Origin of the sequence: Pseudarthrobacter sp. AB1 (assembly GCF_014926485.1) — a bacterium.
Classification (GTDB): Bacteria; Actinomycetota; Actinomycetes; order Actinomycetales; family Micrococcaceae; genus Arthrobacter.
Map to the genome: position 1 here is coordinate 146,111 of NZ_PZKO01000055.1, position 24,695 is coordinate 170,805.

At 61.6% G+C, this 24,695-nt stretch carries 26 protein-coding genes and 1 pseudogene; 17 read left to right on the forward strand and 10 right to left on the reverse strand.

Features of this window, described 5'->3' with window-relative positions; translation table 11 throughout:
• Positions 1–6 precede the first annotated feature (6 nt).
• The 11 genes from DAD99_RS14430 (at position 7) to DAD99_RS22190 (ending at position 10,651) form a co-directional block, all read left to right on the forward strand.
• A complete protein-coding gene (locus tag DAD99_RS14430) occupies positions 7–981 on the forward strand; it encodes a carbohydrate ABC transporter permease (protein ID WP_227008033.1) in 975 nt (324 codons plus the stop codon).
• 109 nt (positions 982–1,090) lie between these two features.
• Positions 1,091–1,852, forward strand: coding sequence for a carbohydrate ABC transporter permease (locus tag DAD99_RS14435; RefSeq protein ID WP_227008034.1), 762 nt, complete (start codon positions 1,091–1,093; stop codon positions 1,850–1,852).
• Entirely contained in the window at positions 1,849–3,387 is a 1,539-nt protein-coding gene (locus DAD99_RS14440) for a sulfatase-like hydrolase/transferase (RefSeq protein WP_193342077.1), read from the forward strand. Before DAD99_RS14435 ends, DAD99_RS14440 begins: the two co-directional genes overlap by 4 nt.
• 197 nt (positions 3,388–3,584) lie before the next feature.
• The gene (locus DAD99_RS14445; RefSeq protein WP_193342078.1) at positions 3,585–5,333 is read left to right on the forward strand and encodes a glycoside hydrolase family 36 protein; all 1,749 of its coding nucleotides are present in this window, start codon (positions 3,585–3,587) and stop codon (positions 5,331–5,333) included.
• A 239-nt stretch (positions 5,334–5,572) separates the two neighbouring features.
• A complete protein-coding gene (locus tag DAD99_RS14450) occupies positions 5,573–6,403 on the forward strand; it encodes a formylglycine-generating enzyme family protein (RefSeq protein WP_309233311.1) in 831 nt (276 codons plus the stop codon).
• Between the two features lie 495 nt (positions 6,404–6,898).
• Entirely contained in the window at positions 6,899–8,146 is a 1,248-nt protein-coding gene (locus DAD99_RS14455) for an IS256 family transposase (protein WP_193342080.1), read from the forward strand.
• Positions 8,147–8,277: 131 nt separating this feature from the next.
• Positions 8,278–8,505 (forward strand): hypothetical protein, encoded by a 228-nt coding sequence (locus DAD99_RS14460; protein WP_193342081.1) that lies wholly within the window; start codon positions 8,278–8,280, stop codon positions 8,503–8,505.
• Between the two features lie 171 nt (positions 8,506–8,676).
• Complete coding sequence (locus tag DAD99_RS14465) at positions 8,677–9,756, forward strand: hypothetical protein (RefSeq protein WP_227008035.1); 1,080 nt, start codon at positions 8,677–8,679, stop codon at positions 9,754–9,756.
• Between the two features lie 164 nt (positions 9,757–9,920).
• Positions 9,921–10,331 (forward strand): YidH family protein, encoded by a 411-nt coding sequence (locus DAD99_RS14470; RefSeq protein ID WP_193342250.1) that lies wholly within the window; start codon positions 9,921–9,923, stop codon positions 10,329–10,331.
• Positions 10,332–10,340: 9 nt separating this feature from the next.
• On the forward strand, positions 10,341–10,472 hold the full coding sequence (locus tag DAD99_RS22185) for a DUF202 domain-containing protein (protein ID WP_309233312.1): 132 nt from the start codon (positions 10,341–10,343) through the stop codon (positions 10,470–10,472).
• Complete coding sequence (locus DAD99_RS22190) at positions 10,460–10,651, forward strand: hypothetical protein (protein WP_309233279.1); 192 nt, start codon at positions 10,460–10,462, stop codon at positions 10,649–10,651. Before DAD99_RS22185 ends, DAD99_RS22190 begins: the two co-directional genes overlap by 13 nt.
• A gap of 314 nt (positions 10,652–10,965) precedes the next feature.
• On the opposite strand, the gene DAD99_RS21805 is transcribed toward DAD99_RS22190, so the two are convergent.
• Positions 10,966–11,184, reverse strand: a complete 219-nt coding sequence (locus tag DAD99_RS21805; RefSeq protein ID WP_227008036.1) for an ATP-binding protein — start codon at positions 11,182–11,184, stop codon at positions 10,966–10,968.
• Positions 11,185–12,001: 817 nt separating this feature from the next.
• On the opposite strand from DAD99_RS21805, the gene DAD99_RS14485 reads away from it, so the two are divergent.
• From DAD99_RS14485 to DAD99_RS14495, 3 genes are all read left to right on the forward strand, one after another.
• Positions 12,002–12,241 carry a helix-turn-helix transcriptional regulator gene (locus tag DAD99_RS14485; protein WP_375372242.1) on the forward strand — a complete coding sequence of 80 codons (240 nt, stop codon included), beginning with the start codon at positions 12,002–12,004 and terminating at the stop codon, positions 12,239–12,241.
• Entirely contained in the window at positions 12,234–13,424 is a 1,191-nt protein-coding gene (locus tag DAD99_RS14490; protein ID WP_193342083.1) for a type II toxin-antitoxin system HipA family toxin, read from the forward strand. The genes DAD99_RS14485 and DAD99_RS14490 overlap by 8 nt, the downstream gene beginning before the upstream one ends.
• A 139-nt stretch (positions 13,425–13,563) precedes the next feature.
• Entirely contained in the window at positions 13,564–13,851 is a 288-nt protein-coding gene (locus DAD99_RS14495) for a hypothetical protein (RefSeq protein ID WP_193342084.1), read from the forward strand.
• 220 nt (positions 13,852–14,071) lie between these two features.
• Here the strand turns inward: DAD99_RS14495 and DAD99_RS14500 are convergent, their stop codons facing one another.
• The 5 genes and pseudogenes from DAD99_RS14500 to DAD99_RS14515 all read right to left on the reverse strand — a co-directional run bounded on the left by DAD99_RS14500 (position 14,072) and on the right by DAD99_RS14515 (position 17,272).
• A complete protein-coding gene (locus DAD99_RS14500) occupies positions 14,072–14,317 on the reverse strand; it encodes a hypothetical protein (protein WP_193342085.1) in 246 nt (81 codons plus the stop codon).
• Positions 14,318–14,334: 17 nt separating this feature from the next.
• Positions 14,335–14,427, reverse strand: a pseudogene (locus DAD99_RS22305) (hypothetical protein); the annotation flags it as partial.
• Positions 14,428–14,559: 132 nt separating this feature from the next.
• Positions 14,560–15,288: an SDR family NAD(P)-dependent oxidoreductase gene (locus DAD99_RS14505; RefSeq protein WP_193342086.1), complete on the reverse strand. Its 729-nt coding sequence runs from the start codon at positions 15,286–15,288 to the stop codon at positions 14,560–14,562.
• Between the two features lie 651 nt (positions 15,289–15,939).
• On the reverse strand, positions 15,940–16,620 hold the full coding sequence (locus tag DAD99_RS14510; RefSeq protein ID WP_193342087.1) for a haloacid dehalogenase type II: 681 nt from the start codon (positions 16,618–16,620) through the stop codon (positions 15,940–15,942).
• A 262-nt stretch (positions 16,621–16,882) separates the two neighbouring features.
• A complete protein-coding gene (locus tag DAD99_RS14515; RefSeq protein WP_193342252.1) occupies positions 16,883–17,272 on the reverse strand; it encodes a heavy metal-responsive transcriptional regulator in 390 nt (129 codons plus the stop codon).
• Positions 17,273–17,557: 285 nt separating this feature from the next.
• On the opposite strand from DAD99_RS14515, the gene merA reads away from it, so the two are divergent.
• Both merA and DAD99_RS14525 read left to right on the forward strand, forming a co-directional pair.
• Complete coding sequence (gene merA, locus DAD99_RS14520; protein ID WP_193342088.1) at positions 17,558–19,000, forward strand: mercury(II) reductase; 1,443 nt, start codon at positions 17,558–17,560, stop codon at positions 18,998–19,000.
• 105 nt (positions 19,001–19,105) lie between these two features.
• On the forward strand, positions 19,106–20,701 hold the full coding sequence (locus DAD99_RS14525; protein WP_193342089.1) for an ABC-F family ATP-binding cassette domain-containing protein: 1,596 nt from the start codon (positions 19,106–19,108) through the stop codon (positions 20,699–20,701).
• A 54-nt stretch (positions 20,702–20,755) separates the two neighbouring features.
• On the opposite strand, the gene corA is transcribed toward DAD99_RS14525, so the two are convergent.
• Genes corA through DAD99_RS14540 form a run of 3 tightly spaced genes read right to left on the reverse strand, consistent with a single transcriptional unit; the run spans position 20,756 to position 22,724 of the window.
• Positions 20,756–21,751 (reverse strand): magnesium/cobalt transporter CorA, encoded by a 996-nt coding sequence (gene corA, locus DAD99_RS14530; RefSeq protein ID WP_185261142.1) that lies wholly within the window; start codon positions 21,749–21,751, stop codon positions 20,756–20,758.
• A 1-nt stretch (position 21,752) separates the two neighbouring features.
• Entirely contained in the window at positions 21,753–22,178 is a 426-nt protein-coding gene (locus DAD99_RS14535) for a DUF1761 domain-containing protein (RefSeq protein ID WP_185261141.1), read from the reverse strand.
• 9 nt (positions 22,179–22,187) lie between these two features.
• Complete coding sequence (locus DAD99_RS14540; protein ID WP_185261140.1) at positions 22,188–22,724, reverse strand: Lrp/AsnC family transcriptional regulator; 537 nt, start codon at positions 22,722–22,724, stop codon at positions 22,188–22,190.
• 168 nt (positions 22,725–22,892) lie between these two features.
• On the opposite strand from DAD99_RS14540, the gene DAD99_RS14545 reads away from it, so the two are divergent.
• Positions 22,893–24,134 carry an MFS transporter gene (locus DAD99_RS14545; protein ID WP_185261139.1) on the forward strand — a complete coding sequence of 414 codons (1,242 nt, stop codon included), beginning with the start codon at positions 22,893–22,895 and terminating at the stop codon, positions 24,132–24,134.
• On the opposite strand, the gene DAD99_RS14550 is transcribed toward DAD99_RS14545, so the two are convergent.
• Positions 24,131–24,634 carry an Lrp/AsnC family transcriptional regulator gene (locus tag DAD99_RS14550; protein ID WP_185261138.1) on the reverse strand — a complete coding sequence of 168 codons (504 nt, stop codon included), beginning with the start codon at positions 24,632–24,634 and terminating at the stop codon, positions 24,131–24,133. The genes DAD99_RS14545 and DAD99_RS14550 overlap by 4 nt on opposite strands.
• Between the last annotated feature and the right edge of the window lie 61 nt (positions 24,635–24,695).

Here is a 24,695-nt window from a genome sequence, read left to right on the forward strand (position 1 = left end):
CATTCCATGCGCGATACGACTCTAGCGGAGCCTTCCCGGCCTCAGGGCCGGGAAGGTGCCCGGTCCAAGACCGCCAGAAAAACGATGATGACGGTGAGTTCACGGCGAAAAAGGAACGAAGCGCTCACTGCCTACCTGTTCCTGCTGCCACTATTTATCGGTGCCATCATCTTCAACTTCTATCCGATAGTCCGCAGCCTCTACTTGTCCCTGACAGAAACCGGCTTTTTCTCCGGGGAAACCTTCGTGGGTTTGGAGCAATACACGAAGCTGCTGCAGGACCCGGAGATGTGGCGCGCCCTCGGCAATACTCTTACCTACGCCGTCGTGGGTCTGCTCGGAATACCAATTGCGGTGATGATCGCGGGACTCCTCAACCGCAAAGGACTACGCTTCGTTTCCGGCTATCGGATCATCTACTTCATACCGGTCGTCACCATGCCGGTTGCCGTTGGCCTCGTCTGGAAGTTCCTTTTCAGCACGGAGTATGGGCTCGTGAACCAATCACTGTCGACAGTCGGCATTCCACCCATTGCCTGGCTGACAGATCCAAACACCGTAATGATCACCATCGCGCTGGTCGGCATTTGGGCCTCCCTGGGACAGAACATCGTGCTGATGATTGCAGGACTCCAGACAGTCCCGTCCGACCTTCTTGAAGCTGCAGCCCTCGACGGTGCGGGATCCATCCGACGGTTCTTCCGGATCAGCGTTCCGATAGCGAGCCCGACAATATTTCTCGTATCAGTGCTCACCGTCATCGGATCGTTGCAGGTATTCGATTTGGTGTTTGTCATGATCGGTCCCACCAGCCCGAATGTGCGCAACGCGGAGACTATTGTTTATTACTTCTATCAGACTGCCATCGTCGAACAGAACCGTGGTTACGGTGCCGCGATAGTATGCGTCCTGCTCGTCCTGACTCTCCTTCTTACCCTTGCTCAGTTCAGACTTCAAAAGAAATGGGTTCATTATGAGTAGCCTAACGACTCAGGAGAGCCACACCATTAGCTCTCGAGGACCTGTCCGTAAGCCGATTAATTGGGAGAGCCTGGCTGTCCATGTGGTACTCATTGCAGGCGCCACTGTCATGCTCTTCCCGTTCATCTGGCAGTTTCTGACTTCTTTCAAGACGACTTCGGAATCCTTGTCAGTCCCTGCCACGCTTTTTCCGTCCGAGTGGCGCCTTGACAATTACATCTCAGCGACGACTCTTATCCCATTTTTTGACCAGCTGCTTGTCTCGACAATCTCTGTTCTGTCGAGAACCGCGGTCGTGTTGATCCTTTGCTCGGCCGCTGGCTATGCTTTCGCAAGGCTTCGATTCCCGGGCCGGAACATCCTCTTCTTTGCACTGCTCGGCATTATGATGGTGCCCCGCGAGCTCTACCTGCTACCTCAGACTGAGATACTTGGGTCACTGGGGCTCCTCAACACCGTCACCGGCCTGGTACTGCCGGGCTTCATCAGCGCATTTGGCGTCTTCCTCATGCGTCAGTTTTTCTTATCCTTGCCGGCATCACTCGAAGAGGCTGCCCGCATCGATGGTGCAGGGCCCTTCAGAATATTCTTCGCTATCATGCTCCCGCTTGCTAAACCCGGGCTGATTGCACTTGCAATCTTCACTTCCATCTATTCCTGGAATGAACTGCTGTGGCCCTTGATCGTCAACTCAGACCCCGAAAAGCTCAATCTGGCGGCGGGACTCTCCACCTTTGGTGGAGAATTTATCACGCCGTATCCACTCCTTATGGCAGGCTCTTTTCTCGCGCAGCTGCCGCTCATTGTTCTCTTTTTGTTTATGCAGAAACAGTTCATCGAAGGAATTGCTTTTTCGGGAGCTAAATCGTGAGTACCGAAAAGCCTAACGTCATCGTGTTCATGACGGATCAACAACGCGCCAGCACCGTCTTCGGCGACGGCCCCACGAGGGCAATCACCCCCAACCTTGACCGTTTTAGAGAGGGAGCGGTTGCCTTCACGAACGGGTATGCACCATCACCCCACTGTTGCCCCTCGCGGGCCAGCTTCTTTTCAGGGGTGTACCCGTCTGAACACGGCGTGTGGAACAACGTCAACGTCACGAATGCCCTCAGCAGAGGTCCGCGCTCCGACACGCCGTTTTGGTCCCAAGAGTTCCTCGACGCAGGCTACGCGCTGGGAATCAGCGGTAAATGGCACGTGAGTAACTCGGAACCCCCGGCATCCTATGGGTGGAAAGAGTTGCAATCGAAGAAGTACGTCAGGGACGACGGCGGGACCCTTGAGGAGCAACGGGCAGCAGCACGCGAGCGAGAACTGGGTGTTCTTCGAACAATGCCTCAAAGCCCGGACCCGGGGCTCCGAGGCAGGGGCGAAATCATCCGCCCCGGCTGGCCGGCCTACCACCTGTACGGCTCGGAAGAAGACCCGTTCGGTGATTCATCCATCGTGAACGCCGGCATCGAATTCATTCAGACCACAGGCGACGAACCGTGGTTCCTCTACGTAGGCACGCTCGGCCCGCACGACCCCTATATCCCGCCACAGCAATTCATTGACCTCTACGACCTGGACTCAATCGAGCTTCCGGCGAGCTTTCACGATCCCATGACAGACAAGCCGAATCTCTATCGACGGACACGCGATCGCTTCGATCAACTGACCGTGAAGGAACATCAGGAAGCCTTGCTGCACTACCTGGCGTTTTGTAGCTACGAAGACCACCTTTTCGGCCGATTGCTGGAGGCTCTGGAACGGTCCGGTAAGGCAGAGAACACCATCGTCGCGTACCTCTCCGATCATGGCGATTACACGGCGGAGCACGGACTCTGGGGCAAAGGACTTCCCGCCTTCAGCCCGGCGTACGAGATTCCGGTCATCCTCCGCGATCCAAGGCCACAGCAGGACGGGCGCCCGACAGTCGCTACTTCGCCCATCACCCTGGTGGACATCGGCCCAACGCTGATGGAGATTTGCGGCGTGGAATCGGCCCGGGAGCGTTCGGGGCTGGATTTGAGTGGAATCGTACGAGGAACACATGACCCACACACCCCAAGAGATGTCTTCTTCCAAACCAATGGGAACGAGACATATGGGATACAGCGGGCAGTCATCTCAGGGAAGTGGAAGCTCGTCGTCAACCTCTTCGATTTCGACGAGCTTTACAACATTCATCAGGACCCGGACGAACTCACCAATCTTCTAGCGATTGAGGAGACCGGACGCGAAGTCGGGAGGCCGCCACTTGCCAACGTGCCACATGAGTATGTGCCGATCGTTCATGAGCTCTATGAAAAAATCTGGCGATTCGCGATCGACCACGACGACGAGGTAGTCAACGAGTATATTTTGACAGCTCTCGCCACGTTTGGCCCGATCCCGCAGCTGGTAGTAAATCCGAGCTGATGTCCAGGCAATGCGGATGTTTTGGCCAGCAGGTGCGGCTAATACGGCAGCACAACTCGGCCGTAGACATTATTCGGGCGGATCGTCGCGGACGGAAAAGGACTGGCACGAGAGGGACGAAAAATCCGGCTCGTAGAGCAGACGTTGACTTCCACGGGACGTCCTTAGTATCGCAATATTGAATCAAGGGAGAGACTTTGCTGCAGGAACTTTTTCAAGGAAATCTTAGCCACGTCGCAGACGTGCGAAACGCCAGGATCTTTACTCACGGCGTGGAAGTAACCGGGCGAATTGATGACGACAAGCTTGCCATATTCCGGCTTCGAAACAACAGCGCGAACCCTGGCGTAGTGGCCATCGAAGTACCGCTGGGGGATTCTGCTGGCTTCTGGAACGCTGGTTCTTCAGCGCGGAATCATCGCTCACTCGATCCCGACTGGATGGGACGGCAAGTCGCGAGCATCGTGAACTCGGTGCCACTCGGCTGTCTCTACGACGGGGGCGGCCACTCCCTGCTTTCTTTTGCTTTGGATGAAACCGTGCGTGAAGTGACAATGAAATATGGGGTCTCGGAGGAGGGAAAATCATTTGTTGTGCACTTGGTGCTCCCGGAAGGAAGTGCCACCCATGAGCTGGCTCTTCGATCATCGGACGGCACGCTAAATGAGAGTGTTCCCCACCTCGCCAGCTGGCTAGCCAGTAAACACGCCGATCCGATGAACGCACCCGGCTTCGCGTCGGAACCCGTTTACTCGACGTGGTATGCCTATAACCAACGCATCTCTGAAACCAAGATTCTCGCCGACGTCAATGTTGCTGCGGACCTGGGCATCCGAACGCTCTTCATCGACGACGGCTGGCAAAACTTCGGAAACGGGCGGGGCTACCAAGGATGCGGTGACTGGACAGCCGACCCGCAGAAGTTCCCTGACCTAAAGGGATTAATCGAAACCGTCCACAAAAAGGGAATGCGGGTAGTCCTATGGGTGGCACCGCTGCTGTTGGGCACCGAGAGCGCGGACTTCGCCGAACTGTCGGACCTGGCGCCCGCTTTCAAACCAAGCCTCAACTGCCACATTTACGACCCCAGGATCGCTGCAGCTCGAAAGCACATTGTTAGCACCTGCGTCCGCCTCATCGAAACCTTCGATCTTGATGGACTCAAGATCGATTTCCTCAACGAATCAATGATCTATGCGTCCACGCCAACCGACGGCGATATCCCCGACGTCGGGCAAGCGATGCAGCAGCTTCTTGCCGACCTTAATAGCGCTTTGGAGCTCCGGGGACTCAGCGACCTCCTTATCGAGTTCAGACATCCCTACGTAAGCCCCGCAATCGCACCCTTTGCAAATGTTCTACGCGCCGACGACTGCCCCGGAGACGCCTACATGAACCGGGGCGCTATCATCGATGCCCGCATGCTTGCCGGCAGTCGTATTGTTCACTCAGATCCCATCATGTGGGATCCAACAGCCGACCCGGCTGTCAGCACACGCCAACTCATGAATGCGTTCTTTGGTGTTCCACAGATCTCGATGCCCCTGTCAACACTTGACCGCGGGCACCTGGATACGATCAAGGCGTTCCTCGGGTTGTGGAAACACTGCAGTGCGACCGTCCTGGAAGCCCAACTGGAACCCTCGCTTCCGATCGATGGATATACAACCGTCCTGGCACAACGTCCCGGTAAACAAACCGTTATTGGGCTCTACGCGCCGTCAGTGGTTAAGTACAACACGCAAATCGGTGAGGAATGCCTGATACTCAACGTCACGGCCGAGGACATGGTCGTGATAGACGTTGAAGGATCGGCGCCGACTCTCGTCGAAGTTTTTGATGCAGCGGGAGTCAAGCACAGCACAGAGAAGCAGAACTTGACGGGCCTTATCAAACTCAAAATTCCGCGCTGCGGATGGGCACGACTGACTCAAATGACACCCTGAAGGGAATGTGGCCATAGCTTAGGCATGTTCGGCACAGCCCCAAATGGGCATCGCCGAAAGCATTGGTAGCTACAGAGAGTCGAAAGCTCATGACAAAAAGACGAACTGCAGTCTCAGACGGCAACCCTGCAGACCGGCCCAACTGCTGTGTCCCGGCATCGCAACCGCGCCGCGCTGCACCCGCTTGGGGTGCAGCGCGGCACATTGGCAACGGGGCACACCCTATTGAACAGATCCATATCCCGGCAGGCTATTTCGATATGGGCGACTCACATCGAGACGGCCTAAACGCAGACGGTGAAACTCCCGTGCATCGGGTGTTCACGGATTCGTACTCAATCGATGCAACGACAGTGACCAATACGGCGTTCACCGAATTTGTCTCGGCAACCGGATACCGCACTGAAGCGGAGGTATTCGGCTTTTCCGCCGTTTTCCACCTGGCCGTGCAGGCACACCCGTCAGACCTCATCGGTACAGCAGCCGGGACACCATGGTGGGTAGGCGTCCGCGGCGCGGACTGGAGACACCCCCACGGGCGGCTGTCGGGTCTTGACAATCTCGAAGACCACCCGGTCGTCCACGTGAGCTGGAATGACGCCCTGGCGTATTGTGCCTGGGCCGATAGGGCATTAGCCACCGAAGCCCAATGGGAGCGTGCTGCACGGGCCGGGCGCGAGCATATGCGCTACCCATGGGGCGACGAGCTCGACGCCGAAAACGGCTGGCGCTGCAACATCTGGCAGGGGCTGTTTCCCACGGTGAATACCTTGGAAGACGGGGCACTCACCACGGCGCCTGTCCGCAGCTATGAACCCAACGCCTGGGGACTCTGGCAAATGGTAGGGAACGTATGGGAGTGGTGCGCAGATCGGTTCGATCACGACTACTACCGGATCTCCCCCGAAATGAACCCCAAAGGCCCAGAACAAGGAAGCCAACGATCAATAAGGGGAGGTTCGTACCTCTGCCATGATTCATACTGCAACCGATACAGGAACGCTGCCCGGTCCTCCAACACTCCGGATTCCTCCATGGGCAACGCTGGTTTCAGAACAGTCTCACCCTGAATCCGTCCGCATCCACTGTGACTCGGCAGGCTGCAGCTAAAGCGTGTCTCCCAATAGGCGTTGCTGGAGAGTACCCATGGAGCGCGCCTTGCCCGGTAGTAACAGCGAGATGCTTCCTGGCTCGGACCGCAGATGCCAGTCCGGATTGACCGCGGGGCGGAAATTCCCTTGGCAATAAGCCGCAGGCACAAGCAAAACAGTGAATTGCGATACGAAAGGCAGCTCCATGGGCGAACATGCAGATTGGAAGGATTTGGCCGGTAGGCAGGTCCAGGTTCGGAAAGAAGGCCGCACCATCCGGACCGGGTATGTCAAGGACGTTACAGTCACTGCGGATGCTCTCTGGCTGGAAGCCTACGGCGCCGAATCTCGGTTACGTCCCGTGGAGTGGTGTAGATCTCCGCAGTTGCGCGTTGCTCCGGCGACGTAGTGAGCCATCGTGCGATGGTCAGTGAGTACCGATCAAAGTCACTCACAGAAAGACACAAACACACGATGGCTCTAGACCAGTCTGCCCTGCTTGACCTCCTTGGCCAACTGAAACTCACCGATGTCTCCGACCGGATCCGCGCCGCGACCGAAACCCTGTACCAGCAGCTGATCGAGGCGGAGGCAACCGCGTTCATCGGCGCTGCCCCGTTCGAACGCTCCGAGGCACGCACGACGCAGCGCAACGGGTCCCGGTCCAGGACGTTGACGACCACCGCCGGGGACCTGAACTTGAAGATCCCGAAGCTGCGGAACGGATCATTCTTCCCGGCACTGCTGGAACGCCGCCGGCGCGTGGACCAGGCCCTGTACGCGGTCGTGATGGAGGCCTACCTGCACGGGGTCTCGACCCGCAAGGTCGATGACCTGGTCAAGGCGCTCGGGGCCGACACCGGGATTTCCAAGTCCGAAGTCTCCCGGATCTGCGAGGACCTGGACCACGAGGTCGGTGCGTTCCGGGACCGTGATCTGTCTGCCATGGACTACCCGTACGTGTTCCTGGACGCGACCTACTGCAAGGCCCGCGTCGGGAACCGCGTTGTCTCCCAGGCGATCGTGGTTGCCTTTGGCGTCGCCGCGGACGGGCGCCGGGAAGTCCTCGGCTTCGACGTCGGCGACAGCGAGAACGAGGGATTCTGGACCGCGTTCCTGCGGTCCTTGAAGGCCCGCGGGCTGGACGGGGTGAAGCTGGTGATCTCAGACGCCCACAGCGGCCTGAAGAAAGCCATCAGCACGGTGTTCCAGGGCGCAGCATGGCAGCGCTGCCGGGTGCATTTCATGCGTAACGTGCTCTCGACCGTGCCGAAGGGATCTCAGGACATGGTCGCCTCGATCATCCGCACCGCCTTCGCCCAGCCCGACGCCGGACACGTGAACACCCAGTTCGACGAAGTCACCCGGATGCTCGCCAAATCCCACCCGAAGGTCGCCGCGATGCTCGGCGACGCCCGGGACGACGTCCTCGCATTCGCCGGTTTCCCGGCCAGGCACTGGCGCCAGATCTGGTCCACGAATCCCATGGAACGGGTCAACAAGGAAATCAAAAGACGGACCGACGTCGTCGGGGTCTTCCCCAACCCCGCTGCCCTCCTCCGGCTCGCCGGCGCCGTCCTCGTCGAGCAACACGATGAATGGGAAGCAGGAGACCGCCGCTACCTCTCCGAGGCCTCCATGGCCGAACTCAAGGCCATGAACACCGCACCCGCCACGCCGATAGAGGACACGATTTTGCTCCCCGAACTAACGGCAGCATAATCAAATAACTGACCTGCACGGTGTCGAGAAAACTCCACCACTCAGCGGGACGTAACCCGAATCTCGAACCCTGTATGAAAAAGCGCAGGGATATACCGTCCTATCTATCCGACCAGCGAGGTGAGCAAGTCATGAACATGCAGCATGTTCAACCCATCGAAATCAAGGTCCCCGACAGGGCATCCATGGACCGCTGTATCACTGTGGCAGTCGACCGAATGATCGAGAGCGCCAGGGGGCAAAGGACGCACGGCATCCTGGTAATCCGGCTCGGAGACGGGCACTTCGTCGTCGGCCTCAGCAAGGCAGTCCCCTTTGGCCATACGGATCAACTCGACCTCCGACGCCAAACCGCCTGACGGTCTGCATTCACTGGGCCCGCGCGTCCAGCCGGACGGGCCCAAAAGATCTATGCGGAGACACGCCGTAGCAGCTGGACGAGAAAGCCAGTGCTCTGGGTGCCCCTCCCGCGTGGACAAGCAAAACGGCTTAAATGCCCCACACGCGTACATGACGCCATGGAAGTTGACGTGAAACAGAAAACTGCAGCCCCTGTCGTCGATGAAAAAGAACTCAGACGTCGGATCATCCGCCGCAACGACTACGTCAGCCAGGCCTTCATCGACGGCCATACCCCCGGCAGCGACACCAAGGAGAACGACTCGATCATCGGACCCGGGGTGGCCCAGAGCGCCCAGCAGGCCATGAATCTTCGGGAACCGGACGGCTTCAACATCGGTGCTGCCGCCATGCCGGACGGAGGCGTAAACAACCTCCATCTCCACTCCACCGCTGAAGTGCTCCTGAACTGGAGCGGAACCTGGAAGATGCGCTGGGGCGCCGACGGTGAACTCATCTGCGACGAAGGTGACATCGTCAGTGTGCCGACCTGGATCTCCCGTGGATTCACCAACGTGGGCGGTTCCCATGGGTGGCTTTTCACGGCCCGGGGCTTCGACAACACCGGGGACATGACCTGGGGACCGTTGGTGCTGAAGGAGGCCGGAAACCACGGCCTGTTCCGGACCCTGGACAACCAGCTGATCGAGACCGTGTCCGGCGACACCGTGCCCGAAGACGTTGAGGTCATTTCGTCCCTGCCTCAGGCCGAGAGTGACCGGGTGCGCATCTGGACCGTCGAGCAGATGCAGCAGCGTGTGGTCCGTCACCGGGACCTGAACTGGAGCAGCCAGCCGTTCCGGTGCCATGAACTGCCCGGGGGCGGGGCCGAGCTCGCCATGGTCATCGGCTACGGAATGACCGAGGACCGGGACCAGGTTCCGCCGGTCCACTCCCCACATGACTTCAATCTTGCATGGCTGCGGGCCGTCAAGGACGAAGGCATGCTTCAGCACCGCCACGGCCACAGCCAGGTGCTGGTGGGCTACCGCGGCACCTGGCTGGTGACCCTGAATGAAGGCGACTACAAAGTAGCGACAGTTTTATATCCTTACGACACGATTTCCGTACCGGCGGGTGCCTGGCGGACCTTCACCGCCCTCGATGATCAGGCCCAGATGGTCGTCGTCAACAGCGGTCACGGACGGGTCCGCCTGGAGTGGCCCCCCGAAACCGTCCGGCACGCCGAAGACAAAGGCTATTCCCAGTGAAACGTCGTCTGCTACTCCACCAACGAAGACTGAGCGGACAGGTCACAACCCGGCGATTTCTGAAGCGAAAATGCTGTGTGGAAGCCGTAACAGCCGACGCGCCCAAATGGCGCCGGCTGACGAATCTCAGGAAGACCCGACAAGAACCGCAGCCTGATAAAGCTATGCGGGTTTCACCCCTCCCACAATCCGCGTCAGATTCCGTGCCACAGCCACGGGGCCGTCTGGCCAGGAAGATATTGGCTGGCGGTACCGAACCGGATCCCCGTTTCACCCTGGCCAACGAACGTACTTTTCTGGCCTGGATCCGAACATCACTGGCCTTCTTGGCCGGAGGCATCGCAATCGAAGCTTTTGCAAACGAAATCTTCTTAGGACCTATTCGGGAAGGTCTGTCCACACTGATGCTGGTTCTGGGTATGTTCATCAGTGCCGGGGCAGCCGTGAGATGGCTTTCAGTCGAACGGAGCATGCGTCACAAGGCACCATTGCCGCTGCCGCTGATTGTGCCGGTGCTGGGCCTCGGCGGAGCCCTGGCGGCGGCCACAATCATATTTCTGATCCTGCAAAACTGATCTATGTCCATGCACTCAGATCCCGGGCTCCAGCCCGAACGAACCGTCATAGCCTGGGGCCGCACGCTGCTGGCATTGGTCACCGTGAGCACCATCTTTTGCGCTGGCTGCCCGCCCACGGGCTACCTGTGCTTGCTCTGATCGCCACCGCGGCCGCGGCTGCTACCTGCATCTTTGCCACACAGAACAAACGCTACCGCCGCGGCTCCCAAGGAGTGTGCACAGAACAAATACGTGCCGACGTGAGCGGGGTATTTGCCCTGTCCACTGCAGTTCTGCTGCTGGGCGCATTCAGCATGATCGCACGGCTGACGTTCTAGAGGCCGACTATCGGCTGTCGCTCCCCGGGTTCAGTGATCCGACCCACAAAAGGACTCGGTCAGAGCCTCGACCCGGAAGAGCCGGAACGAGGCCTTGAGCGCCACCCAATCGCGCAGTTGGGCGCCACCGATCGTGCGAGAGAACGCCAGCAGCGGTGTGGCATGGTGCCCGCTGACGCCCTCCATCGGATTTGGGTGCTGGCCCGGGCGGTGTGCTCTCGCACGTTGTAGGTGCCGGTCTCGACCCAGATCGTGTTATGGATGATCGGGTCAACGTTCGCGTCCGCATGGACACCAGAGCCGAGCCGCTGGTGTCAGTCCTTCTGCTGATGCTGGGTGCAGAACACCGTCGACGTGGCGTCGTTGCGGCGTTCCATCAACTCCAGCGGCATGCCGCGCATCGATTCCGTGGGCGGGCCCAGAAGCCACTCGTCAATGACCAGCTGGGTGAAGGCGGCGTATTTGCGCAGGAACTTCCCGGCGCCGCCAGGGTGTCTTCCGCCGTGGCCCAGGCTTCCTCGAGGTCGGTGCATGCGGACGTAATGGGGGCCATTCAGCGCTGCGAAAACACCGCCATTTACGGCTGCAACTCACAGCGGCGGAGCCGCTGCGAGTCGGCGATTCTCATAACTAAGTATCGAAACCCTGTGGTTGAATCGCGGTCCTGACCTTTAGATACGAGACACTTGGAGCGGGTAGCAACGACTCTAATCGGATACGCGCGGTGTAGGCGCGCGCTCTTGCCCGGCGAGCTGTTCTGGCTCGTGTCCGCCACACGTTTACCCCACGGAAATAATGAAAAACGTTGACATGTCAGGGGTTGTCCCTCACTCCAAAAACGCCTAGATTCCGCGGATTAGCAAGGCAATGCAAGACCTCGGCAACCAATGAAATATGCTGTCCTCTGAGAAGAGGTCAGGAGTTCGAATCTCCTTAGCTCCACTTTGAAATCCCTTTGGCCTGCGGAAACGTTGGGTTGGAGGGATTTTTCCTTGCCCGTTTCTGGGCCATTCTCCTCGGGCAGTCTATTACTGGGCCAGGCTGCTTCTGGCTACATTCCCGTCAATTGGTCAGCCGACTCCAGGTCCACGGGGGTACACCTGCCGCTCCAAGGTGGTAGCCCCGCTGACTTCACGTATCCGCTCCAACGCTGAATGTACGAGACCGAGGATCAACAGAACGCCGGCGCTCCTGGGCGCTGGCATTCAGCCCGATCGGATGCGGTGGATGAGTCCATGCCAGCAATATGTTGCCGAATCTCGCCTCGGCCTGACGTGACCACACCTGGATAAGCGGTTTCAGAAATATGTTGCAGATTTGCGTACTCATGAGGCATGGTGGAGGGTGACAGTGCTGTTTCAGCAATATATTTCAGAAGGGACCGGGGTGGACGACGTCACGGCCATCGGTGCCAGCATCCGGCAGGCCCGCAAAGAGGCTGGTATCACCCAGGCTACGCTGGCCGACCTGATTGGGACGTCCTCCCGCACCGTTCACGCGATCGAAACCGGGACCGGCAACCCCTCCCTGGTCACAGTTGCCGCCGCGGCCAACGCGGTGGGGCTGCATCTCAAGGCCGCCGATGATTGAGGACCTGCCCCGCCTCAAATTTGTCCGCAGCGCCGACGTCTACAAAGCCGGCATGCTGGCTGGCCACCTGGACAGGACCGACCAGGGCAGTGTCGTCTTCTCTTATACGGCCGGCTACCTCAGCTCCGGTGGCCGTCCAGTCAGTACCACTTTGCCCTCCGACGCAGGGCCCGTGGAGGCACCCAGCGGGGCGCTGCCATCCTTCTTTTCAGGCCTCCTTCCCGAGGGGCACCGCCTGACCGTGCTCAAGGATGCCGTGAAGACCAGCCTGGGGGATGAGCTCAGCCTCCTCCTGGCCGTCGGCGCAGACGTACCGGGCGATGTCCAGATCGTTCCTGCCGGGGAGCCGCCCGAAGAGCCGCCGCCCCTGGCGGACACGTCGCGGCCGGAGGACTTGGACTTTGCTGCCCTCGCCGACGCCGTGGATCCTCATGGTCTGCCGGGGGTCCAGGCCAAAGCCAGCGCCTCGATGCCGACGACTCCGCTAGCCATGGCGGGCCGCCGCTACCTGCTCAAGCTGGATCCGCCGCAGCATCCGCATCTGGTCCTCAACGAGGCAGCGCATCTCGCCGGAGCGAAGTCGCTGAAAATTCCTGTCGCCAGGCATAGTGTCGTCACGGACCGGAAAGGACTGCCCGGGCTGCTGGTTGAGCGGTTCGACCGCTCCGCGGACGGCGGGCCACTTCGCCTGGCCCTGGAGGACGCTGCGCAGGTGCTGAACCTCCCGCCGGCATCAAAATACGCCGTGAGCTCTGAGGAAGCAGTGCTGGCATTGGCTGGGCTGTGCAAAGCCAGGGCCGTCGCCGTCAGGAACCTGTACCTGCAGTTCGTCTTCGGCTGGCTGACGGGCAACGGCGACCTGCACGCCAAGAACGCCTCGGTGCTGGAAGGCCGGCACGGAGGCTGGGTGGTGGCACCCGTTTATGACATCCCGTGCACCCTGCTCTACGGCGACGACACCATGGCGCTGACGGTCGCCGGCAAGGTGAAAAACCTCAAGGCCAAGCATTGGCAGGAGTTCGCTGCCAGTATCGGGCTCCCAGAACGGGCGGCCACCGCCGCCAACAAAATCGCAGTGGCCGCTGCCCAGGCCATCGACCTGGAAGCCCTGCCCTTCACCGGATCGCCCCTGAACGGTGCCCTGCGCGAGCTGAGGTTCCGTCGGGCACAGCTCGATGGCTGATCGGGCTACCATTGCCGGGGCTGGAGGGGTCCGTCTGCGGCGTCATCGGTGAACGATAGGCTGGGGCCATGACGTTGGGAGACGCGGCGGAGCCACGTGTGGACGCGAGAGACTCCAGGGCCAAAGAACGCGCTGCCAGGTGAGCCCGTTCAGCACGGTACCGGCCGTCGTCGGTGTTCTCTGGCTGATTCACGCTTTCCTGGCCATCACCGGCAACCGCGCGTACGTCTGGACCCGCGGGATTCTCCTCGCCGGCCTGCCACTGTCGGCCGTGTCGATGGTCTTACTGGGCGGCATGATGGGGCTCGCTTTCGCGCTGACCACCATCCTGACCTGGCTTGTCGTTGGGTTCCTGGAAGTCTTCCTGGTGATGGGAACCACGATTTTCAGGGACACCACGGCCCGAAAAAGCCCAGTCGGACCGTAGCAGGCGGAAGCACTATGATGCTCTCCGAAGCCAATGACGTCGGACTGGAGGAACATCGGTGTCGGTCTGTTCTGGGCGGTGAACTTTTGTCTGCGGCTTGCCGGCCACCGCCTGTACTGGCAGACCCTTCTGGACCCTTTTCCTTGGGTTGCCGGCGTCGGTCCAGTAGTCCTTCTTTCGGACCGGCCAGATCATCGGCTGCCGATGCTATACGGAGGGTTCAGGTAAGGGCCTTCTCGTCCTTGCTCAGCCCGGCGATGGCGTCGACCAAAGCTTTCGGCCTCGGGTTCGTAGGCGCCAGCCAACTGGCGTAGGAGCTGGTGATGGTGTCGCTGCCGTACCAGTGCATTGCCTCGGTCGAGGGGCCGGCGAAGATGAGGTAGCCCTTCCGGCGGACCGCCGGCGCTTCCGGTTTGAAAATTCTCTGGAGGGCAAGTCCTTCCTGGAGGGCAGGTCCTTCGACCACAGCAGCTCATGATCCGCACGAAGTAGCAGGCTGTCCCGGTCCGCGTCGGGCTTGGTCCTCGCAGGCTTGTCCGTTTTGTAATCGAATGTGGTGTCGAAGACTCGTCGCACGGTCGAATTATATGCGCAGGCGAGCTTGGACCCGTTGAACTGCAATCGCGTCGCCCTCGGCCTTCACAGTCCGTGCTGCAGTCGGCGGGCGGCAAAGTACTGTGTGGGCCCGGCGAACCGTCAGCAGAAGAATTACTCCTCCTTCTTCATGAAGTAGTCGACGTTGGTGTATCCACCATCAGCCACGATCGATGCTCCGGTGATGAACGCAGCCTCCGAGCTGAGAAGGAAGGCGACGACTTTCGCAATGTCTTCGGGGCTGCCGTTCCGGCCTAGTGGAGTGAGCGTTGCTGCCTCGTACGACTCGGTCAATATCCCGGAGTCGATCCAGCCTGGTGTTACCGCGTTGACCCGGACGCCGCGGGGCCCAAAGACGTTGGCGAGGCTCCGGGTGACTGAGAGGAGAGCCGCCTTGCTGGCTGAGTAGCCGATGCCCCGGAACGACCCGACATACGCGTCCGTGCTGGCAATATTGACGATGCTGCCACCAAGGGGAAGGCGGGGGCCTATCGCCTGGGCAAGGATCAGAGGGGCTGTGACGTTGACCTCCATCGTCCTGTCCCAAGCCTCAAGCGTCATCTCTTCGAATCGCTGCTTCTCGAGGATCCCGGCATTGTTGACCAAGGCAGTCAGGGGGAATTCGTCGCAGATTCGATGAGCGAACTCAACTGTTTTTGCTCTGTCCGCCAGGTCAACCTGGTGCATTTGGACCTCGTGGGTCCGGGCCAGTTCCTTCGCTTCGTCGACACCGGTGAGATAGGTGGCAATGACATTCCAGCCGTCCTCCGCCAGCCTCTCGGTAATAGCCCGGCCGATGCCGCGTGCGCCGCCGCTTACCAAGACGGTCCGTTCGCCAGCCATTGATGCCTCCTGCTAGTTCTTGATGAACAGGTAGAGACACTATGGGCCTGGCCGGCCTTGAACGCCAGACCCAATTCCTGGGCAGAAGTTGAGCGCCAGGCACCAAGCCCCCACATAGGATGAACCTGTTTCCGACGGACCCAAGAATCACCGTTTTCTCACCATCGCGCAGGCGGCTGAAGAGCTGAATGTGAACCAGAACCAGACCAGAATCAGATCCGGGCCTGCTCAGGGACGAACGTCGCCTTGGCCGCCGGCGGGGGCGATATCGTCAGCGGCGCCCGGCCCTGACCGGTCGCGTCTGCCGCTTCCTCCGCCCCACAGTTTTGTCCTGTAAGTCCCAAAAGTTAAGAGAGTTTCCGCATGCCACGCATTCCCGCCCACACCGTTGCCACAGCCCCCGAAGCCTCCCAAGGCAACGCCCGGAAACTGGAGCAGAAGATGGGCAAACTGCTCAAGATCCACGCCGGGATGGCCCACTCACCGGCCGTGATCGCCTCCTACATGGGGATGTCCGCCGCTATCGCCGAACACGGCCTGAAACACCGGGAAGGTGAAAGGGAGCCTCGGCCCCCTTCCCCCGGTCCGCGGTTTAACCGTTCAAACCAGCAGGCAGCGGCCGGCCCCGGTCCGGGCGGGGCACGGTCCTCGTCAGTGCGCTGCTGCGAGGGCCGCGGGAAGTTCGGTCAAAGCTGTGACGACGAATGTAGGGGCCTCAAAGTATCCCGGGTAGCTGCCCCCGGTCCTGTTCAGCCATGCTGTACGCATCCCGGCACGGGCGGCGCCGTGAATGTCCCAGGGATGCACGGCGACCAGCAGCATGCCGGCCGGGTCGGCCCCGGAAGCGTCGGCGGCATATTCGTAGGAGGCCCGGGCCGGCTTCCAGGCGGCCGCGTCTTCGACCGAAAGCAGTGACTCAAACGCGTCGCGGATCCCGGCTTCGGTGAACAGCTTCCCGGCGATCTGGGCGGAGCCGTTGCTGAGTGTGATCAGTCGGAGTCCTGCAGCGGCGAGGGCCTTGATCCCCTCGGGGACATCCGGGTGTACCCCAAGGCCGGCCATGCCGCCCATGACATGGTCGACCGCCGCCTCAAGAGGGCGGTTAAGCTCCACCCCGGTCAGAAGTCCCCGGAGTGCGTCGGCCCCGATGGCGGCGAACGATCCGTTGTCTCCGGTGGCCGTCAGTGCGAAGCCGTCACGCAGCAGCGTGGCGAACCAGAGTTTGGCCAGTTCTGCCGGAGCCCCGACCTCGCTGAAGCGTTCCCTCATGGGTGACATATCTGACAGGGTTTCGTTGACATCAAAGACAATGACTGAGATGGCGGTGGTCATGGGTTCTCCTTGTGGTCGCGTTTACGGCTCCAGTGCAAGTCTGCCGCCTTCACGGAAAGACAGGGAACCACTGGCGGTGCCAACCGGGCGTATCGGCGTCCGGTGTTCCCGGAGGATGTGAACCGCACGTGTGAATGCAAACTCCTTCTGGAGGACTGCTTGGACCGCGTGCCGATACCGGAAGCCCTGTTTTCCCCGTCGTCGAAGAGATAGACGGCACTGGGTAATTCAGCAGCGGGAACTGGCACGGCTCTGGCTCTCGTTAGAGATAGCTGCAGATGCGTTCGGGGTCGCAGGCGGCTGCGTCCCCTGCGGCCGCGGCGTCATGAAATTCGGAGACGGTCGCCCGCAGTGCCGTGAGTTCTGCGATCCGGGCGTCGAGGTCCCGGAGTTGTTTGGCCAGCGTGTCCCGTACGTGTATGCAGGGGGCCTGGCCGGTGTCTCGGACGGCGAGGATGTCTCCGATCTGGGCCAGGGTCAGCCCGGCGGTGCGGCCGCGGCGGATGAATTCCAACCTTCCGACCGTTTCCTGGGGGTAGTCGCGGTATCCGTTCGGCGCCCTGTCAGCGGCCGGCAGCAGGCCCCGGTCCTCGTAAAACCGCATGGTCTTGGACGTCAAGCCGGCAGCTGTGGCGGTTTCGCCAATACGCATCATGCACCTCTTGTCCCGGGGATTTCCCTCTTGACCTTCCAGATTAGTGGAAGGTCAAGAACGGATAAAGGAACTTTTATCTCCCGGCTTGGGACAGTCATTACCCAATTACCCACCCTTTTCGGCGGCGGTGAGCCGGGTGGTGGCTCAAGGGTTCGGGGCCGGTAACGGGTCTGGCTCTTGACCTTCCCCCATAGTGGAAGGTGCAGACTGGGGGAAGACCCCTATACGAGGCACCGTCGAGGGCTTGTGGGACGGCGATATTGTACGACTTTGGAGGATTTCATGTCTGAACCAACACCTGATTTCGACCTTGCCATCATCGGCTCCGGCGGCGGAGCGTTCGCGGCCGCGATCCGGGCGACCAGCCTGGGCAAACGCGTCCTGATGATCGAGCGTTCCACCGTCGGCGGGACGTGCGTGAACACCGGCTGCGTTCCCTCCAAGGCGCTCCTCGCGGCGGCCGAGGCCAGGCATGTCGCGTTGGACGCGTCCGGCCGGTTCCCCGGCATCAGCACCACTGCCGAGGAAGTGGACATGGTCGGGCTGATCGGCGGTAAGCGTTCCCTGGTGGAGACAATGCGGTCGGATAAATACGTCGACCTGATCACGGCTTACGGCTGGGAGTTGCGCCAAGGCAATGCAGTGTTCGCAGGCACCCAGAACGATCCGTTCCTGGAAATCACAGGAAGCGACGGGACCCGGGAATCCGTAAGGGCCTTGCACTATCTGGTTGCCACCGGGTCCGCCCCGTGGGCACCCCCCATCGATGGGCTGGCGGACACAGGCTACCTGACCTCCACCACGGCGATGGAACTCGAGGAGGTCCCCGAGTCCCTGCTCGTCATCGGCGGCGGGTACGTGGCCCTGGAGCAAGCCCAGCTCTTCGCCCGGCTCGGGTCCAAGGTCACCATGGTGGTCCGCTCCCGTCTGGCCTCGGCCGAGGAGCCCGAGGCCTCACGTGCCCTGATGGGTGTCTTCGCGGACGAAGGGATCCGTGTCGTCCGTCGGGCGGCCGTGTCCTCCGTGCGCACGGACCCGGCCACCGGCGGGATCGTCGCGACCGCGGCCGTCTCCGGCGGGCAGGAGGAAGTCCGGGCCGCCAAACTGCTCGTCGCCACGGGCCGCCGCCCGGTCACGGACGGCCTGAACCTGGCCGCCGTCGGCGTCAGGACCGGGAACAGCGGCGAGATCCTGGTCAACAGCCAGCTGGCCAGCTCCAATGCACGGATTTGGGCCGCCGGAGACGTGACCGGGCACCGAGAATTCGTCTACGTCGCAGCCTCCCACGGATCCCTGGTGGTGGAGAACGCCTTCAACAACGCCGGCCGCGAGGTCGACTACCGGCACCTGCCCCGGGTCACCTTCACCAGCCCAGCCCTGGCCGCAGTCGGGATGACGGACAAGGAAGCCAACGAGGCCGGCATTCGGTGCGAATGCCGGGTCCTGCCCCTGAAATACGTCCCCCGGGCCCTGGTGAACAGGGACACCCGCGGCTTCATCAAGATCGTCGCCGACGCCGACACCGGACGCATCGTGGGAATCACCGCCGTCGCGAAGGACGCAGGGGACCTGGCTGCGGCCGGGGTCTACATCTTGGAAGCCGGGATGACCGTGGACCAGGTTGCGAACCTGTGGAGCCCCTATCTGACCATGGCCGAAGGAATCAAGATCGCCGCCCAGTCCTACAAAACGGACGTCTCCAAACTCTCCTGCTGCGCCTTCTGACCCACTTACCCACCACGCGGATGAAGACCTCCATGCTGGTTTCGAATAGGCTTGCAGGACCCCCACCGCTTCCACGCTTTATCATGACTGGATTGGACACCATCAATGAGTTTGATCCGGCTGAACGACGTCAACGTCAGCTTTGACAAAACCCAGGTTCTCCGCGAAGCCTTTTTCAAGCTTGAAGCGGGGGACAGGGTTGGCCTGATCGGCAAGAACGGCTCGGGCAAGTCCACTATCCTGAAGCTGATCCAGGGCCAGGTGGCTCCAGATTCCGGGACCGTCGCCGTCGAGCTCGGAACCAAGGCCGCCTACTTCTCCCAGTTCTCAGAGCTGAACGGCGAATCCACTATTGCGGAGGTCCTGGACGGGCTCTTCGCCCACGTGAAAGAGATCGAAGCCGAGCTGGCCGGCATCGATGCGGCCATCGCCGCCGATTCCTCGGACGCAGCACGGCTGGATGAACTCATCCACCGCCAGTCCGAACTCTTTGAGGCGATGGACCGGCTGGATGGCTGGGACTATCAGCGCAGCATCGACAAAGTACTCACCACCCTCGGCTTCAGCGACCACCACCGCACCTGCGCCATCGACGAGCTCTCCGGCGGCTGGCGGAACCGGGCCGCACTGGCAAAGATTTTGCTGGAAGCCCCGGACGTCCTCCTGCTTGATGAACCCACCAACTACCTTGACGTGGCCGGCGTCGAATGGCTTGAAGGCTGGTTCCGGACTTTCAAGGGCGCTGCGATCATCGTCTCGCACGACCGGAAGTTCCTGGACTCCGTGGTCACCCGGATTATCGAGGTGGAGAACTTCCACCTCCACGAATACCCGGGCAATTTCGCCGAATACGTGGTTGCCAAGCAGTTCAAACTCAAGAGCCTGGAGAGCCAGTTCGTCCACGAGTCCGAGCTGCTCGCCTTCGAAGCCGAAGGTATTTCGGACCGGCGGGAAGCCGCCAAGGGGGCTGGCAAGGGACTCGCAAACCAGCTGGCCAGGATCAAGAAGTCCCGTGCGCCCCGGCCCGTAGACCAGATCATCACGGAGATCTACGGCGGTCTGTACGTCAAGGACGTCCTGTGCCGGGTGGAATCCCTGAGCAAGGCATATGGCGGCAGAACGCTGTTCAGCGGCCTCACTTTCGAGATCGGGCGCGGTAACCGGATCGCCGTCATCGGGTCCAACGGAAGCGGCAAGACCACGTTACTCCGGGCACTCACCGGCGAAGAGCCGGCCGATTCGGGCAGCGTGGCCTGGGCCAAGGGTGCCGGAATGGTCTCCTACAACCAGGTGCTGGAAGAACTGGACGACGACGACACGGTCAGTCATGCGGTCAACGCCATGCCTGACAGCCTGGCCCTGACTGCGACGAAGAAGTCGGTGAACAGGTTCCTTGCTATGTTCCAGTTCTCCGAAGCTGACCTCAAGCAAAAGATCGGCAACCTCTCAGGCGGCCAACGCGCCCGTGTGGCTATGGCCCAGTGCCTGCTCTCGGGTGCTTCGGTCCTGATGCTGGATGAGCCCACCAACCACCTCGACCTCTCCAGCACCCAGGTCATGGAGCGTGCCCTGCTGCATTTCCCTGGTGCAGTGGTGGTGGTCAGCCACGACCGTTTCTTTACGGACAAGATTGCCAACCGGCGTCTGGTATTCAGCGCTGAAGCCTCGGGCCACGGGAGTGTGGACCTGCAGGTGGCCTGACTCCCCGGGCCGTCTGACTCCCCGCGCCGTCTGAGGCCCGCGCCGACCGAGGCTCTACAGCCAGCCTTTCCTCTTGAAAATGGCGTACATCAGGCCTGCGGTGCCGGCCATCAGCACGATGGACATAGGATAGCCCAGGGTCCAGTGGAGTTCGGGCATGTGGTCGAAGTTCATGCCGTAGACGCCGGCCACGAAGGAAGGTGCGAAGAAGATCGCCGCCCACGAGGAGATCTTCTTGACCTGTTCGTTCTGTTCGGCGCTGGCCTCGTTCTGCCGGTTGGCGGTCAGCGTTCCGTCCAGCGTGAGGGCGTTCTGCAACAGGTCGCGAAATGAATCCGCGCGGGAGATGACCCGCGCCACATGGTCCTCGACGTCCCGCAGGCTGTGCTGCAGTTCGGAATCCACGCCGTACTTTTCAAAGCCCCGTTTGAGTTGCTGCATCATGTCCGGCAGGGGGTGGATGGCGCGCTGGAACTGGATGACTTCGCGGGCCAGTTCATAGATGCGGCGGGAGACGGTGGTGTCCCCGCTGAAGAGTTGGTCCTCGATCTCGTCAATGTCGTTTTCCAGCCCGGCTACCACCGGTGCGTAGTCGTCCACCACCAGGTCCAGCAGCGCGTAGAGTACGGCTTCGGGGCCGTGCCGGAGCAGGTCGGGGCGGCTCTCCAGACGCCGCCTGACCCGGGCAACGCCGGCCATTTCGGCATGGCGGATGGTGACCACGAAATTCCGGCCGGTGAAGATGTGCAGTTCGCCGAACTCCACGGTCTCGGTGGCATCCAGGTACCGCGCCGGGCGGAGCACCGTGAAGAGGTTGTCCTCGTAGCGTTCAAGCTTGGGCCGCTGGTGCGCCGAAATGGCATCCTCCACGGCCAGGGCATGCAGCCCGAATTCGGTGGCCACGGCCGTCATTTCCGCCGCCGTGGGCCGGTACAGCCCGATCCACGCCATGCCTCCGTGCTCTGAGAGGGTTTCGAAGGTCTGTTCCAGGCTCTGCGGCTCTGCGCTGCGGACGCCGTCCACGTAGACGGCATTGTCGATGATGGTCACGTCAGGGCATGGTCCCGATGATGGCGCCGGCCACCGTCATGGCGAGCAGATCGTGTCCGGAATCGATCAGCGTGACAGCGGTCGGGCGGCCTGCGAACCCGTTATGGATGACATGCCCGCCGGCGCGGAACACCAGCGCGAGTACCAGGGCGAACCCGCCGCCTGCCATGGCGCTGTCCAGGCCCAGCTTGCTGATCAGGACCGCCAGCAGGATGGCAGTCAGGCCGGCCGCAACCGTCATGGGAACCCAGATCCCCGCGCCGCCGCTGATGTTCTTCAGGTCATCTTCAGTCTTTCCGATGGCGGCCATCCACCGCTTGCCCAGCACGGCCGGCATGTACCAGATAAAGCCGATCGCCATGCTCGAGATGAAGGCCAGTGCCACGGCGAGCCAGTTGATCTGTGAAATATGTGAAAGCCACTCCATGCTCGAATCCTAACTGCCATCTGGGGAGCCGCCGCCGCGCTCGGACAATTGCTTCGGCCGTGTTGGGGTGCCGGGCACGGCCTGTGCGAGGCGGCTGATCAGGGGTTCGGTCCGGTAGGGAATATGCGTGTGGAGCGCCAGGACTGTTTCGGTCCGGATGACGCCCTTGACGCGAAGAATCTGGCGGAGGGCGGACTGCAGATTATGCGTATCGGTGGCCACCACCCGGCACCAGACATCACCCCGACCCGAGATCTCATGGACCTCCAGAACCTGGGGGAGCAGCCGAAGGGCGCCCACAACTCCGTCCAGTTCCCGGTGCGTCACCTCGATCGTGACGAATGCGACGACGTCGTACCCTACCGCCTCGAGGTCGATCTCGCGGCCGCCATCGTGCAGCACCCCGGCGCGGAGCAGGCGCCGCACGCGCGACTGTGCCGTGTTGCGCGCAATGCCCAGCATCTCGGCCAACTCGCCGATCTGGACGCGTGGATCGCGAATGAGTTCCAGCAGGATCTTCAGGTCAGTGGGATCAAGGGTAGGCAAACTGTCACTTTCAGTTACTGGAGACACCAGAAATTGCGTATTTTGCGCAATAGTTTCACTAGCAAGGAACCAATCAGTCAACAGTCAAGCATTCTTTAGGTATCAATTTCCACCCGGGGCGGCTTCCCACAAGGACCTCCCGCCCCGGTCGACGCCAAGGCAGCAGCAATGACAGTCTTTAATGAACTCCGTATGCGTCCGGCTACCGCCGGGCGTCAGGGCTGGGATGCATCCACCACCGCACGGCTGGTGATGGCCGGTGCCGTCATCTTCACCCTGCTGGTCGGTGCGAATCTGGCCACGCCCCTGTATCCGCTGCTCCAGGCAAACCTTGGCCTCTCGGCACTTGGGGTCACGGCGGCCTTTGCCAGCTATGTGCTGGCGCTGGTGGCCACGCTGATGCTGGCAGGCCACTGGTCGGACCACATCGGCCGGCGGGCGGCGCTCATCCTGGCTGTTTTCGCCGGACTGGCGGGCAGTTGGGTCTTCTCGCAGGCCGGAAACCTGGTGGCGCTTTCGGCCGGACGGGCCCTTCAAGGGGTGGCCGTTGCCCTGGCCACCGGTGCCAGTGCCGCCGCGCTGCGGGAATTGCTCCCGTCCCGGCCGGAGTGGGCCACGCGCTTCACCCTGCTGGCGACGGCGGGTGGAGTGGCGGCCGGTCCGGTCATCGGTGGCCTGCTGTCGCTGCTGCCGGGGCCCACCACCGCCCCGTACTATGTTCACTCGCTGGTCCTGGCGGCAATGCTGGTGCCGCTCTACCTGCTTCAGGCCCGGCCGGCCATCAAGCCTCCGGCTGGCCGGCGCCCCGTCATGGTCCTGGCTCCCCGCCGGCCCGCGGTATCCACTGAAGCGCGGGGCGCGTTCTGGCTCGCGGCCGCCGTCGGGTTCCTCAGCTTCTCGGTCTTTGGATTCTGCCTGTCGCTGGCCCCGGCCTATTTCGCTCCGATCCTTCACACGGATTCACGTCCGTTGATCGGCGCCCTGGCCGGGATGACGCTCGCCGCCTCAGCGCTGAGCCAGGTGCTGTCCGTGCGCGGCCGCTTTGTGGTGCCCGCCGGGCTGGCGGTCCTGGGAGGCTCGGTGTTGCTCCTTGCCGCAGCAGCGGCCTGGAGCAGTCCGCTGTTGCTGGCCGCGGCCAGCGTCCTGGCTGGTCTGGGGCAGGGAGTCGCCTTCCGCACGGTCTTCAACGATGTGGCCGCGAAGGTGGAATCGTCACAGCATGCCCAGGTCATCAGCACGGTCTATGTCATCACGTACCTGGGCAGTGCCGTGCCGGTCATCGGGCTGGGTTGGGCCACTGCGGTGTTCGGGCTGCCGACGGCGGTCGGGGGCTTCGTGGTGCTCTGCAGCGCCGCCGCACTGGCGCTGTCCGCGGTCACGTTTCGGAAAGCGCTGCAGCGCGGAGCCTAATCCGGCAGCGGACCGTGGTTTCCCTGGATGTGCTCAAAGACGAGGGTGGTCTCGGTGTGGCCCACCACAGGATCGGTGGCCAGGTTGTCGAGGACCCAGTCCCGCAGGTCCTCGGTGCTGGCGACGGCGATGTGCAGCAGGTAGTCCACGGAGCCTGACGTGTGGAAGGTGGAGAGAACCGCGGGCAGGTGCGGAACGCGGGCTGTGAAGCGGTCGATCTGGTCCCGGTCGTGGGCCCGCAACCGGACGGCTACGAGTGCCTGGACGGACCTGCCGATGGCCGAGAGGCTGAGTGTCGCCTCAAATCCCTGGACGATGCCACGTTCGGACAACGCGCGGGTCCGCATGAGCGCGGTGGACGGGGCGATTCCCACGAGTTCAGCCAACTGCTTGTTGGAGATCCGTGCATCGTCCACCAAGGCGGCGAGAAGCCGTTCATCAATGGCATCCAGCGGCTCAAAGTGGCTGGCCGGCCGGATGTTTTTTGGGTTGCTGCTCATGGAATCTCCTTGAATGTCCGTCCATTCATCCTAGACGGCGGATTCCTGCTGCTCACCCTGG

Bases quoted from the DNA above. Each gene is read 5' to 3' on its own strand.
- DAD99_RS14430 (WP_227008033.1), top strand. From the start codon at position 7: ATGCGCGATACGACTCTAGCGGAGCCTTCCCGGCCTCAGGGCCGGGAA.
- DAD99_RS14435 (WP_227008034.1), top strand. From the start codon at position 1,091: ATGCTCTTCCCGTTCATCTGGCAGTTTCTGACTTCTTTCAAGACGACT.
- DAD99_RS14455 (WP_193342080.1), top strand. From the start codon at position 6,899: ATGGCTCTAGACCAGTCTGCCCTGCTTGACCTCCTTGGCCAACTGAAA.
- DAD99_RS14460 (WP_193342081.1), top strand. From the start codon at position 8,278: ATGAACATGCAGCATGTTCAACCCATCGAAATCAAGGTCCCCGACAGG.
- DAD99_RS14470 (WP_193342250.1), top strand. From the start codon at position 9,921: ATGCGGGTTTCACCCCTCCCACAATCCGCGTCAGATTCCGTGCCACAG.
- DAD99_RS22185 (WP_309233312.1), top strand. From the start codon at position 10,341: ATGCACTCAGATCCCGGGCTCCAGCCCGAACGAACCGTCATAGCCTGG.
- DAD99_RS21805 (WP_227008036.1), bottom strand. From the start codon at position 11,184: ATGCACCGACCTCGAGGAAGCCTGGGCCACGGCGGAAGACACCCTGGC.
- DAD99_RS14490 (WP_193342083.1), top strand. From the start codon at position 12,234: ATGATTGAGGACCTGCCCCGCCTCAAATTTGTCCGCAGCGCCGACGTC.
- DAD99_RS14505 (WP_193342086.1), bottom strand. From the start codon at position 15,288: ATGGCTGGCGAACGGACCGTCTTGGTAAGCGGCGGCGCACGCGGCATC.
- DAD99_RS14510 (WP_193342087.1), bottom strand. From the start codon at position 16,620: ATGACCACCGCCATCTCAGTCATTGTCTTTGATGTCAACGAAACCCTG.
- DAD99_RS14515 (WP_193342252.1), bottom strand. From the start codon at position 17,272: ATGCGTATTGGCGAAACCGCCACAGCTGCCGGCTTGACGTCCAAGACC.
- merA (WP_193342088.1), top strand. From the start codon at position 17,558: ATGTCTGAACCAACACCTGATTTCGACCTTGCCATCATCGGCTCCGGC.
- DAD99_RS14525 (WP_193342089.1), top strand. From the start codon at position 19,106: ATGAGTTTGATCCGGCTGAACGACGTCAACGTCAGCTTTGACAAAACC.
- DAD99_RS14535 (WP_185261141.1), bottom strand. From the start codon at position 22,178: ATGGAGTGGCTTTCACATATTTCACAGATCAACTGGCTCGCCGTGGCA.
- DAD99_RS14545 (WP_185261139.1), top strand. From the start codon at position 22,893: ATGACAGTCTTTAATGAACTCCGTATGCGTCCGGCTACCGCCGGGCGT.
- DAD99_RS14550 (WP_185261138.1), bottom strand. From the start codon at position 24,634: ATGAGCAGCAACCCAAAAAACATCCGGCCGGCCAGCCACTTTGAGCCG.